Annotated in this window: 6 protein-coding genes; 5 read left to right on the top strand and 1 reads right to left on the bottom strand. The window is 70.6% G+C overall.

All coding sequences use genetic code 11. The annotated features are described in order from the left end of the window. Positions 1 to 385 precede the first annotated feature (385 nt). The 3 genes from HEK131_RS12150 (at position 386) to HEK131_RS12140 (ending at position 8,218) form a co-directional block, all read left to right on the top strand. Entirely contained in the window at positions 386 to 6,280 is a 5,895-nt protein-coding gene (locus tag HEK131_RS12150; protein WP_244334856.1) for a hypothetical protein, read from the top strand. Beyond that, entirely contained in the window at positions 6,277 to 7,842 is a 1,566-nt protein-coding gene (locus tag HEK131_RS12145) for a hypothetical protein (protein ID WP_244334854.1), read from the top strand. Before HEK131_RS12150 ends, HEK131_RS12145 begins: the two co-directional genes overlap by 4 nt. A gap of 88 nt (positions 7,843 to 7,930) precedes the next feature. After that, complete coding sequence (locus HEK131_RS12140; protein WP_217463926.1) at positions 7,931 to 8,218, top strand: hypothetical protein; 288 nt, start codon at positions 7,931 to 7,933, stop codon at positions 8,216 to 8,218. Between the two features lie 24 nt (positions 8,219 to 8,242). Here HEK131_RS12140 and HEK131_RS12135 read toward each other — a convergent pair whose 3' ends face one another. Then, positions 8,243 to 9,397, bottom strand: coding sequence for a glutathione-independent formaldehyde dehydrogenase (locus HEK131_RS12135; RefSeq protein WP_161149824.1), 1,155 nt, complete (start codon positions 9,395 to 9,397; stop codon positions 8,243 to 8,245). 469 nt (positions 9,398 to 9,866) lie between these two features. On the opposite strand from HEK131_RS12135, the gene asnB reads away from it, so the two are divergent. Then, positions 9,867 to 11,708, top strand: a complete 1,842-nt coding sequence (gene asnB / locus HEK131_RS12130; protein WP_244334852.1) for an asparagine synthase (glutamine-hydrolyzing) — start codon at positions 9,867 to 9,869, stop codon at positions 11,706 to 11,708. 608 nt (positions 11,709 to 12,316) lie between these two features. Further along, the gene (locus tag HEK131_RS12125) at positions 12,317 to 13,213 is read left to right on the top strand and encodes a glycoside hydrolase family 19 protein (protein ID WP_217463924.1); all 897 of its coding nucleotides are present in this window, start codon (positions 12,317 to 12,319) and stop codon (positions 13,211 to 13,213) included. The last annotated feature ends 96 nt before the right edge of the window (positions 13,214 to 13,309 follow it).

Here is a 13,309-nt window from a genome sequence, read left to right as displayed (position 1 = left end):
TACCCGTCGGCTGGCGCGAGACACCCGCACCAGCCGACCGCCTCCCCCAGGCTGTCCGAGGTCCGCCGGACTCGCTCGCCGGAGAGCGGACCGGGCAGGGCCGTCCGAGGCGCTTCTGAGCGACGTGCCACGAGCCACGCTGCCGCGAACGGTTCCGCCTCCGGAGTGCGTGGCTACCGTCGGGAATCTCTCGCCGTTGTCCGACCTGTTTGATATGACTGTCCATCACCGGAACTCCGGCACTCGCGCCGAGCCAGCAGGCTCGTCCTCATGAGCGGTGGGAGCCCGGGCGGGGGAAGGGCGCGCCACGCGCGCAGTTGGGGGGATCGTGACTTCCGTTTCGTCGTTCAGGCAATGGCTGCGGGACAGACCTGACCTGGTGCTCATGCTGTTCCGGCACGTCGAGAAGACGCACGGCCCCACCGCGCTGCACTACGACGGTGGCCCCGCCGCCTCGAAGCTGCGCAGGAACGCCGGTGCACGGATGTGGGTGACCCGGGCACCCGAACGGCTGATCCTCAGCCTCTGCGCGTGCGGAGTCAGGCTCGCTGACTCCCGGCTCACCGAGACGGGACACACGGCACGGCTGCCGGACGCCGGGCTTGAGCAGCTCACGCAGATGCTGTCGGAGCTGCCGCCGGACCTGGCGCGACTCGTCCTCCAAGGGCTCTCCCTCTTCGAGGACCTGCCCACCTGTGAGCTGGTGCGAGAGCACGCGGAGCAACTCCGGCAGGCCGCCGAGAGAGCCGCGGCTCCTCTGACGCAGCCCGACTACGAGCGCCTGTCCTGTGAGGACTGGGTACCGCGGGACACGGACAGCGGGGCGCCACCAAACACTGACACAGAGCAGACGACTCGACCGGAAGCGAGGGGGAGCCGGATCGTGGTGCGACGGGACACCGAGGAGATCGGGCAGCAGACGACGCGGCTGAAGGAGGCCGCGGAGCAACTGGCCGAGCGGCTCGACACCTTCGTCGCGGCCGTCCGTGCCGGACGGCTGGCCGGTGACCGGGAGCTGTTGCGCGCGACCGTGGAGTGGGTCGGAGAACGCCGGACTCTGGTCAGCGCGTTCAGGGACGCCTACGCAGGCGAGGTCTGGGCCGACGACCAGGGCTGGGACGCGGCCGAGTCGCTCGTCGAGCGGATCCGGGAGAACGAACGTCGCCGGGAGGAGGCCGACCGGGAGATCGAGGAGACCGAGCAAGCGCTCGGCGAAGCTCGCACCATCTACGAGTCTTCCGCGAGCGAGATGCTCCGGGGCCACCTGCGCGCCCAGATCACGGAGTACGAACAGCGGCTCCGTCAACTGCGCGAAGGCGAGCCGGAAGAGGTCCACGCCCCGCCACCTCTCGGTGAGGTTGGCCGTGCCGAGGCGGAGGCGGAGTCCGTCGACGACGTCGCCGCACGGCCGCCGGACGATGCGGGCACCGGCGCGGACGACGTCCCGGTCACGGCTGAGCCCGAGACCGTCGTGCTCGTGGCCGACGCCGGACACCACGGTGAAGTGGGACCTGCCCCGGAGGATGCGCACGCCGACGAGCCTCCGGCCGGCTCCGCCACGGACCCGGGTCCGCATCCGGAGGAAGAGCCGGAGGAGGAAGGGCTCGCCGGGTCCTCGGAGCACGAGGGACTGGACACGGACCGGGAGCCGGGCGAGTCGGCGGGGCCGGAGAAGCACGCGGAACTCGCGGTCCCCGGACAGGCCGAGGAATCGGCACGTGCGGCGGAGGCCGAGGAGACCGGACCCGGCACGCCCTGGGCCACGGGCGAGGCGCCTACCCTCACCGCCCAGGACGGAGCCGCGCGCAGGGAGACCCCGGCGATCGCGGTGAAGCACGAGGGCTCCACGCTCGCCCGGGACTGCGTACCCGCCCAGCGCCGTCCGGCCACGGCACCGAAGACGGCCGACGTGTGGTCCGGTGACTCCGCCCCGGTGGCGGATCTGGTCGGGAAGGGAAGGCTCGCCGAGTCCTACTGGCTGAGCCGCGCCGCCGGCGAGGACACACACCGCTCGGTCGCGCTGGCGTTCGCGGACGCCGCCTTCCACACGTCGTCGGGGTGGGCCTCCGATCTGCAGGTGGAGGCCGAGGAACGGATCGAGGCGGTGGTCGAGGAGCGCCCCTGGGACGACGACCGCGACGCCCACCTGGTTCTGCTGACCGCGGCCATCCGCAGCGGCCTGTCGGCGCGGTGGGCCGGCAGCGTCCTGACCGACTTCACGTCGTTGCCGGGTCTGTCCGGACCGTGGGCGACGCTGCTGGAGGAACTGGTGCACGCGGTGCGGCAGTCCGTCGAGATCCAGCCCGGCGCCCTGGACACACCCGCCGCGACGTCAGCCGTCGACAGCCGCGAGGAGATCGGTGAGCGGGCCCGCCAGCTCGCGCTCGACCTGCCTCAGCGCACCATCAAGTACCAACGCGCCACGATCGTGCTGCAGGCCCTGGCGGCGCCCGACGGTGTGCTGGGAGGCACGCTGGAGAAGATCCAGGGCTGGGCCGAGGGACGGGTCGAGGCCGAAGAACTCGTCACGGAGATGGAGGAGCGTTACAAGCGCTCCGATGCGGCCGACCGGATCATCGACGCCACGGACCGCGCGAAGCGGACGCCCAAGCAGGCGAAGTACCCGATCCACTCGGCCGCACGCGAACAGCTCCGGGGACACGTCAAGAGCGTCCAGGACCTGCTCACGGCAGCCCTGCGTATCGCCGCGTCCTCCCGCCCGTCCGGCAGCCGCGACGTCGGACGGGACCTGATGAAGGCGATCACGGCCGCGCGGCAGGCCGAGCCGGTGCCCGGTGTGGGTGGTGCGCTCCTCGCGCTGCTGCTGCGCTGGCTCGACGGCTCCTACTCCCCCGATCCGCGCGACACCCGGTTCCGCCCTCCCGCCGACGGCCTCCTCCACCTGCCCGGCCTGTCCTGGCGGGTCCACGAGGGCCAGGACGAGCCCGATCTCGAGAGGCCGGACGCCTTGGAGGCCATGCTCGGCCTGCTCGGTCCCACGGACATCGCCCTGGCGCTGCGCCGCCACCAGGGCGAGGGCGACCTGCACTTGGCGACCCGGCTGCTGGACAGGCTGGAGCAGGGGCTGCTCGTCGGGACGGCGCCTCAGCCGGCGCAGCTCGCGGACTGGCGGGAGCAGTTGTCGGACTCGGCCACCGGCTGGCGGCGCAAGTGCGCCGAGGAACACCGGCGCGCCCAACTCACCCTGGCGCAGATGCGGGTGCAGAACCTGCTGAAACCCGAGGACGAGCACGACTTCACCGTGCGTCTGCTCGATCTGGAGGCGCACCACGGGGACCGGCACGGAGAGAAGTTCCGCGCGACCGCCGAGATCGGCCGTCGCCTTCGTGCGCTTGAGGAGGAGCAGACCGCTCAGCTCTACCATGAGCTCGACGCCACGCGCCTGAGCGAGTCGGAGGAGCAGCGCATCCGCGCGCTTCTGGACCGCGGTGAGACGGTCGCCGCGGAGGAACTCCTGTCCTTCGCCCGTGGTGGCGACGCGCTGCCGGCCCCGACCGAGCCCGTCGGTCAGGAACTGTCGCGCTTCCTGGCCGGCGTCTCCCACCCCGAGGCTCCGCCGCCCACGCGGCACGGGGTGAGCGCCCGTTGGTGGGCACAGCACTACGCGGGCGACGACTCGCTGGTGCAGAACGCGGTCGCCGGGCTCGACTCCTGGGAGAACCTGATCCGCGAGCGCGACTCGCGCAAGATCCGCGGTCAGGCCAGGAGTGTGCTGCGCCTGCTCGGCCTGAGCGTGACCGAGTCCAATGTCGAGGAGGCCCGGCACGGTGTCACCAGACTGAGCGTGCGGGCCGACATCACCGAGAGCACGCCTGGCTACGTCGCCGCCCTGGGCTCCCAGGCCCGCCGCATGTACAAGGTCGTCGTCATCGCCGACGAGCTCCGGGGCGAGGGCCCGCTGCGGCACCTCCCGGACTCGGCCATCGGCGCCAACGTGATCCTCTACCTCCAGCCCCTCGGTGTCGAAGGGCGCCGCAAGCTGGCGCTCGCCTCCCGTAGCCGCGGTCAGCAGGCACTGGTGGTCGACCCGGCCGTCGTCGGCTGGGTCGCGGCCCGCGCCCCCCGGTCGTTCCGGGCCGCGCAGCGGGTCACACTGCCGTGGACCGGGTACACCCCGTACACCCCGCACGTCGCCGGGCTCGTGCCTCCGGAGGTCTTCAAGGGCCGTGCCGAGGAGATGCGCGAGGTCCTGAAGCCCGACGGCTCCATCTTCCTCTTCGGCGGACGTCAGCTCGGGAAGTCGTCCCTGCTCCGGCAGGCGGTCGAGGTGTTCCAGAAGGCCGACCCGGACAGCAACATCGCCGTCTACATCGACCTCCTCAAGGCGGACATCGGGCATGCCGAGCCCCCGGACGGCATCTGGCGGGCACTGCTCACGGAGTTGAAGCGCCGTGACGTCATCCCCGCGAGCACCTCCGACAGCAGTCCCGTCGACACCATCGCGGACAAGATCCGGCAGTGGATCGAAGCGGAGCCCGGGCGGCGCATCCTGCTGCTTGCCGACGAGGCCGACGCCTTCCTCACGGCCGACGCCCAGGCCGTCTACACGGGTGGCGGTCAGTCGACGTTCCGTACCGTCAAACGACTGCAGCGGCTGATGGAGGCCACCGCCCGTTCCTTCAAGGTGGTCTTCGCCGGTCTGCACCAGGTCCAGCGCTTCAACCACCTGACCAACGTCGTCACCGCCCACGGCGGCCCCGGCGTCCTGGTCGGTCCGCTCAAGCCGCAGGCCGCCGTCGCACTCGTCGAGGAGCCCCTGGCCGCCGTCGGTCTCGTCTTCGAGAGGCCCGACCTGGTCTGGCACATCCTGGGCGTCACCAACTACCAGGCGAACCTGGTGCAGATCTTCTGCGATCACCTCGTCGCCTACATGCAGCAGCGGGCCATGCCTGCCGACGGTCGCCGCGCACCGATCACCTGGGACGATGTCCAAGCCGTCGCCAACCTGGAGCGGGTACGCGAGCTCATCGCGGAACGCCTGCGCTACACCATCAACCTGGAGGACCGCTACCGCGTCCTCACCCTGCTGATCGCCCTGCGCGCCCTCGAACACGGCTATGCGCACGCCATACGGCCCGGCGAACTGCTGGAGGAGGCGCACGAGATCTGGCAGGAGGGGTTCCCGCTCAACAGCGAGCGCCAACTGACCATCTTCCTGGACGAGATGGTCGGTCTCGGCCTGCTGATCAAGCTCCCCGCCGAGGAGCGGGCCTACGCCATGCGCAGCCCCAACGTGGTCAACATGCTGGGCACCCGCAACGAGCTCAAGAGCGAGCTGAACGACACCGAATTCGATCTGCCCTACGACTACAACCCACGCTCCGCCCGCCGCTCCGTCGGCATCATGCGAGGCGTCCAGCGGATGAGTCCGCTGACCGAGGGGCAGTTCGACGAGATGCTCGCCCACTCCACCCGCACGAGCATCGTGCCCTGCACCCGGGCGCTCGGCGACCACCTCGTCGAAGGCGGCCTGCGGCTGTACGGCGAGGGGTACGGATTCGATGTCGTCACCGTGGATCCGGCCGACGACCTCGTCGACGCGATCACGGCGAACTCACGACGCCGGCGTGGGTCCAGGCTCCTCTTCGTCGACCTGCGCGGCCGAGCGGGGTCCGAGGTGAAGGAGGCCGCGGAGCGCCTGGTCGAGCACACGGGAGCCACGGCCATCGATGCCGAGGCCGCTTCCGGAGCGCCTCGGCGGTACGCGGTCGTCCTCTGCTCCCCGGACGCGGTGGTGCAGGCCGAGACGACGAAGGCCGGGCTCGTCGTGCCGCAGCGGTGGACCGTCGACAGCGTCCGCGCCTGGCCCGAGTCGCCGTTCGGGCTTCCGCAGGAACGCCGCAGTCTCATCGCCGCCACGGGGGGCTGGCCCGCTCTGGTCGAGCTCGCGATGCACAACGTGCGCTCCGGTATGCGGCAGAAGGAGGTGCTCCAGAGCCTGTGCGAGCGGTTCGACGCCTCCGACGCGGCCATGGCCCACCTGAATGCGGCCGGACTCGTCGAGGCGGACATCGCCCCCATCACGGCCTGGGCACAGTTCTACGGTATCGAGGAGTACCTCGGCGGTGACGCCGTCATCACCCCCGGAGACCTGGCGGCCGCGTTCTTCGAGGAGAGCGACGGCGACGAGGCCCTCCGCTCGGCCGAGCGCCTGCTGGAGCGCCTCGATCGGCTGGCGGTCCTCGACCAGGTTGGAACGGGTGTCCGGTTCGACGCCGTCACCTTCCGATCGCTGAAGACGATCGGCCCGGATCGGTGACCGCTGCCGACCCCTGGGCGCTGGGCGCCGAGCCCAGGGGTGCCCGGTCCTCGGACAGTGACGGCCGCGGCGCGCAGGTCCCGAAGGCGCGCGTTCCGGCTGCGGACAGCGGGGGCGCCACCTGGCAGGGCGACGACGAGGGCCTCGCGCAGCTCCCCGGACCGCGTCGACACCTCGATCTCCTGGAGGCGGACCTGCTGTCCGGGCGCAGTTGCGTCTGGTACTTCCCCGACCCCTTCGTGGAGTCCGGACGCGCCGACTTCTTCGTCGATGAACTGGCCCACCGCATCGACGGAGTGATCGCGGTCCCCGGGGCCGTGTCACTGACCACCCGCGGGCCCTCGCGCTCGGAGCGTGTCCAGTTACCCGAATCGCTTGCATCTCCCGATGCCACGAAATCGGCAGGGGGAGCGGATTTTCAGGACGACCCGTACGGCGATCTGCTGAGCGATCTCGTCGTCGCGATCGGTGCGGAGAGGCCGAAGGCGTCGCCCTCCGCACCCGTACCGGCCTCGACACTGCAGGACCGCCTGGCCAAGGAGCTGGGGGTCACCGGGGACCCCGTCGTAGCGCTGGCGGACCAGGCAGCAGCCGGTCTGGCGCCGCACACCGTCTTCGTCCGCTGCTGGAACGAGACCTCTCACGAAGAAGCGGCGAGAGTCCTCCGTGTCGCCGTGGCCACCTTCCACGAAGCCGGTCTCTCCGGCCGTGCCCAGCCGCGATTCCTCTTCGCGGCCCGAGCGGGCGACCTGCCACGCCATGTGCTCGGAGACCCCGGCCGGTCGTCCGTCCACTGGTGGTGGAAGGTCTGGAACCGTCTGGACACCGAGGTCCTCATGGCCTGGCGATCCCGCGGCCACACCGACAACCCGGCCGGCGCCCTTCTCCGACGCGTCACGGATGCCGTCGTCGCCGAGGTGTGCGGCCCCGACATCGACCGCGCTCTCGCCCTGCGGGACGCGTGGGGCGGCGGAGACCTGGACAGTCTGCGCGCGGCGCTCGTCGGCGTACTGCCTGACGAGCGGCACACCGAGGCGGAGTACGAGCCGAGCGTACGCATGTCGGCCGCCCACGCGTGGGCCCCCGACCCCGAGATCCACGATGCGTGGGCCGACGGCTCCGTCGACAGCTGGGACGGACGCATCAGGCTGGTGCACGGGCGTCGCCTGCTGGACTCCCGGTCGAACGAACTGCGCGTCCTCGTGTGCCACGCTCAGAACCGCGTTCTCCTCCCCCTCATCGAGGAGGCTCGCACAGCCCTCATCCACCTGGTGCCCGAACTGCTGCGCAAGGGCAGACACAGTATCGAGGACTTCTGCGCCAAAGCCCGTTCGCAGTACAAAAACAGGAACGATGAGACGACGGCGTTGCCCGACCTCCACGAACTGGAGATCGGCGGTCTTTCGGCCGCCGCCTACATGCTGAACCTGACCAGCCCGCAACGTCACCGCCTGCGATCGCTCCACACCGCCCGCAACACCCTCTCCCACCGCACTCCGCTCGGCCACGAGGATCTCGTGGCCCTGACAAAGGTGCTGACCACGGACTGGACCGCGAAATGACCGCCTCTGACCTGTGCGGTCTCGTCTGACGAGGACAGGGTGCGATCACAGGGTCGTGTGACGCGGGATCGGGGGTACACGGGCCCGCATGGCAGCGATGAACGATCACTCCAAGTCCCTGCGAGCCGTACGGCAGTTGCGCCGGGTGCGTGGTTTCTACGCGAGCGGTGTGCTCCTGTGGCTGACCGCCGCGATCTGGACGGGATGGATGCGTCCCGGCAGTCGTCAGATGTGGGTCTCCCTGCTCCTCCTCGCGCTCTTCGCCGGGCTGCTGGTCACGGCGACCCTGTGGCTCCAGCGCCTGCGCACCCCGGACGCGGAGGTTCCGGCCCACCATGCCGCGCCGGGACGGAAGATCACCGCCCGGCACGCCTGATTCCGGCGGGCCGGAGCCTCAAGGTCACGCCGCGAGGTCATGGCCGGGGTGCAGTACCACCTTGGTGTAGCCCTCGATCCGCTTGTCGAACTTCTCGTACGCCTGCGGGGCGTCCTCCAGCGGCAGTTCGTGGGAGACCACGAAGCTCGGCCGGGCGCGGCCGGAGGCGATCAGGTCGCGCAACTGGCGGTTGTACTTCTTGACGTTGCACTGGCCCGTGCCCATCTTCTGGCCCTTCTCGAACATCTTGCCGATCGAGACCAGGAGTTGACCGTGCTTGGCGTTCTCGTCGGGCCCGCCGGGGTCGGACGGCACGTACAGGCCCGGTATGCCGAGCCGGCCGGTCGGCCGGACCGTCTCCACCAGTTGGTTGAGGACGATCGCGGGCTCCTCGTGACCGCTGTCGTCGCCGGTCTGGGCCTGGTAGCCGACGGCGTCGATGCCCTTGTCGGTGCCCTCGCCGTTCGTCAGCGCCTTGATCTGCTCGGCCGGGTCGCCCTGGGTGAAGTCGATCGGGATGGCCCCGATCTCCTCGGCCTTGGCGAGCCGCTCGGGCACGCGGTCGACCACGAACACCTTGGACGCGCCGCGCAGCAGCGCCGAGTAGGCGGCCATCAGGCCGACCGGTCCGGCCCCGTAGACCGCGACCGTCTCGCCGGGTGAGACCTGGGCGAGTTCGCAGCCGTGGTAGCCGGTCGGGAAGATGTCGGCCAGCAGGATGTAGTCGGTCTCGTTCTCGTCACCCTCGGGCAGCTTCAGGCAGTTGAAGTCGGCGAAGGGCACCCGCAGCCGCTCCGCCTGACCGCCCGTGTACGGGCCCATGGCCACATAGCCGTACGCGCCGCCCGCGAAGCCGGGGTTCACGGTCAGGCAGAACCCGGTCTCGCCGGCGAGGCAGTTCTTGCAGAACCCGCACGCGACGTTGAAGGGCATCACGACCCGGTCCCCCACGGACAGGGAGGTCACGCCGTCGCCGACCTCCTCGATCACTCCGAGGTTCTCGTGACCGAAGACGATGCCCGGCTCGGCCGCCGTGCGTCCTTCGTACATGTGGAGGTCGGAGCCGCAGATCGCGGACGAGGTGATGCGGACGATCACGTCGTTCGGGTGCTGGATCTGCGGGTCCTCGACTTCCGTCACCGTGACGCTGAAGGGCCTTTCGTAGACGACGGCTTTCACCTGTGTCACCTCCGCGTCTAGTGCTGGATGACGGTGCGGGGCGAGCCGCTGCCGGGACGCGCGACGAGGTGCGACCGTGCCGGGGCCCGCTGCCCTCGCTTCACCGCCGTTGCTTCCAGGTAACGCCCCCACGCCGGGCGCTGCAACCCGCCTGCGGGGGTCCGGGAATCGACATCTGGCCGATTTCGCCCCCGAAGGAGCGGCCCACCTGGGGATTGGCGAAGTTTTTGCCTGTGGCCTGATCGCGGCGCCGATGACCAGCTCACCCGGCATGCATCGGTTTTCGCTTCGGCAAAGTGCGGCCGAAACCGTAAGGGGGCGGCGTCGTGCGTGTTACGGCGGCGTTGACCGGCGCGGCCGCCGGGCGGAGGCTCGTCATATAGGTGCTCGATACAACTGGTTCGGCCACCGGACACGGCCCGAGCGGGAAACCGCAGGCCGGGGGTGAGCCGCAGGCAGGAGGCAGCGCATGTGCGGCATCACCGGCTGGGTGTCCTTCGACCGTGATCTCGGCGCCGAGGACTCCGTATTGGATGCGATGACCGAGACGATGGCCTGCCGGGGCCCGGACGACCGCGGCACCTGGGCGCAGGGCCCCGCCGCGCTGGGGCACCGCCGCCTCGCCATCATCGACCTTCCCGGCGGGCGCCAGCCGATGTCCGTCCACACCCCGCAGGGGAACGTCGCCCTCGTCTACTCGGGAGAGGCGTACAACTTCACCGAGCTGCGCCGTGAACTCACCGACCGCGGGCACCGGTTCACCACCGACTCCGACACCGAGGTCGTCCTGCGCGGCTACCTGGAGTGGGGCGAGACGGTGGCCGAGCGGCTGAACGGCATGTACGCGTTCGCCGTGTGGGACGGCCGCCACGACAAGCTGGTGATGATCCGCGACCGCATGGGCATCAAGCCGTTCTACTACCACCCGACCTCCGACGGCGTCCTCTTCGGCTCCGAGCCCAAGGCGATCCTCGCCAACCCGCTGGCCCGGCCCCGCGTCACGCTGGACGGCCTGCGGGAGATGTTCACCCTGGTCAAGACCCCCGGGCACGCGGTCTGGGACGGTATGCGCGAGGTCGAGCCGGGCACCGTCGTCACCGTCGACCGCTCCGGTGTGCGCACCCGCGTCTACTGGCGGCTGGAGACCCGGCCGCACACCGATGACCAGGACACGACGATCGACACCGTCCGCGCGCTCCTGGACGACATCGTGCGCCGCCAGCTCGTCGCCGACGTGCCGCGCTGCACCCTGCTCTCCGGGGGACTCGACTCCTCCGCCATGACCGCGCTGGCGGCCCGGCAGCTCGGGGAGCGGGGCGAGAAGGTGCGCAGCTTCGCGGTCGACTTCGCCGGGCAGGCGGACAACTTCGTCGCGGACGAGCTGCGCGGGACCCCCGACACCCCCTTCGTCCACGACGTGGCCAAGCTCGCCGGGACCGAGCACCAGGACATCGTCCTCGACGTCCAGTCCCTGGCCGATCCCGCCGCGCGCGAGACGGTGATCCGCGCCCGTGATCTGCCCGCCGGGTTCGGCGACATGGACGCCTCCCTCCTGCTGCTCTTCCGCGCCATCCGGGACCAGTCCACGGTGGCCCTGTCCGGCGAGTCGGCGGACGAGGTCTTCGGCGGGTACCTCCAGTTCTTCGACGAGGAGGCCCGGCACGCGGACACGTTCCCCTGGCTGGTGGCCTTCGGCCGCCACTTCGGCGACGACACCGGTGTGCTGCGGCCCGAGCTGGTGGGGGCGCTGGATCTGGAGGGGTACGTCGCCGACGGCTTCCGTACGGCGGCCGCCGGCATCGAACGGCTCGACGGCGAGAGCGACTTCGAGTACCGCATGCGGCGGATGTCCAACCTGCACCTGACCCGCTTCGTGCGGACGCTGCTCGACCGGAAGGACCGGATGAGCATGGCGGTCGGACTGGAGGTGCGGGTGCCGTTCTGCGACCACCGGCTCGTGGAGTACGTCTACAACACGCCGTGGGCACTGAAGTCGTTCGACGGGCGGGAGAAGAGTCTGCTGCGTGAGGCGACGGCGGATGTGCTGCCCCGCTCGGTGTACGACCGGGTCAAGAGCCCGTACCCCTCCACCCAGGACCCCGGGTACGGACGCGCCCTCCAGGACCAGGTCAAGGACCTCCTGGCCCGGCCCTCCCACCGCGTCTTCGACCTCCTCGACCGGGAGAAGGTCCGCACGGCCGCGGAACGCCCGGACCTGGCGGGCACCCAGGCGGCCCGGCGGAGCCTGGAGCGAACCCTCGACCTCGCCGTGTGGCTCGACCTCTACTCACCCGAGGTGATCACCGGCTGAGGCGGGCGGGGGTGCGGAGGGCGCACCCCCTGACCGCACCTCCGCCGGCCACACGCCAGCCACTTGTTCCCCCGGTGCGGAGGACGACGCCGGTCTTCGCCGCCCGCCCTCCCGCCTGCTCCCCGGTCCCCGTGGAGGAGGCCGACCACGGATGCCCGGTGCCGCTCCCTGACGACACGCGATTGCGGGTGCGCTGGATCAACCCTCCTGTCCACGAACGCGCCCGCGCCGAGGCCCGCGTCGGCGACCCCCTCGCCCCCGCCCCGCTCGAAGCCCCTCCCTGACGCACCCTCATTCCAGCCACCCTGCTCAGGCACGGCACCTCCCGGCCAAGCGCGCCCGGATCGACACCCGCGCTGGTGAGACACGTCGAGCACGAGCGCCCTCCCTCACCCGACTCCTCTCTCTCACAGGCAAGTTGACCGAACTTCGCCCCTCCCCCACCCGCCCGCTTGACTGGTACATACCAATGCGTTTGAGTGTGGCCCCACACCCCCCATCACGGCCGCCCCCCACGCCTTCGCCGGTGTCTCCGGCATGCCCGCAGGAAGCCCGTCCGCGTGCGGTCCTGCGCTGGAACGGCCGTGGAATTTCGAGGAGTTGATTCAGTGTCGAGACGGCACATCTCCGCCGCGCTGGCCGCGCTCACGCTCGCCGTGGCCCCCGTACTGCTTCCGGCACCGGCCGCTTCGGCCGCTCCGGCGGCCTCCTGTTCGAGCTACCCGAACTGGGCGGCCGGTCAGTCGTACCGGGCCGGTGACATCGTCCGGTACACGGACGGCAAGGCGTACATCGCCGAGCACGACAACCCGGGCTACGACCCGATCATCAGCACCTGGTACTGGGACCCGTACTCCTGCGACGGCGGCGGCACCACGCCGGTCGGCAACTTCGTCGTCACCGAGGCCCAGTTCAACCAGATGTTCCCGAACCGGAACTCGTTCTACTCGTACAGCGGGCTCGTGAACGCGCTCAGCGCGTACCCCGGCTTCGCCAACAGCGGCAGCGACACGGTGAAGAAGCAGGAGGCCGCGGCCTTCCTCGCCAACGTGAACCACGAGACCGGCGGTCTGGTCTACGTGGTCGAGCAGAACACCGCGAACTACCCGACGTACTGCGACTGGAGCCAGTCGTACGGCTGCCCGGCCGGGCAGGCGGCGTACTACGGGCGCGGTCCGATCCAGTTGAGCTGGAACTTCAACTACAAGGCGGCGGGCGACGCGCTCGGCATCGACCTGCTCCACAACCCGAACCTGGTGCAGAACGACAGCGCCGTGGCCTGGAAGACCGGCCTCTGGTACTGGAACACCCAGTCCGGCCCCGGCTCCATGACCCCGCACAACGCCATGGTCAACCAGGCGGGCTTCGGGCAGACCATCCGCAGCATCAACGGCTCCCTGGAGTGCGACGGCCGCAACCCCGCCCAGGTGCAGAGCCGCGTCGACGCCTACCAGCGCTTCTCGCAGATCCTCGGCGTCTCCCCCGGCGGCAACCTCTACTGCTGACGAGGGCCCCGCTCCCGGCGCGCCACGGCCACCCCGGCCGTGGCGCGCTCGTGCGTCACCGGTCGGCTCCGCCCCGTCACACAGGGCCGCGCCGCC

The organism is Streptomyces seoulensis (assembly GCF_022846655.1).
Classification (GTDB): Bacteria; Actinomycetota; Actinomycetes; order Streptomycetales; family Streptomycetaceae; genus Streptomyces.
This window is presented reverse-complemented; position numbering and strand designations above follow the sequence as displayed.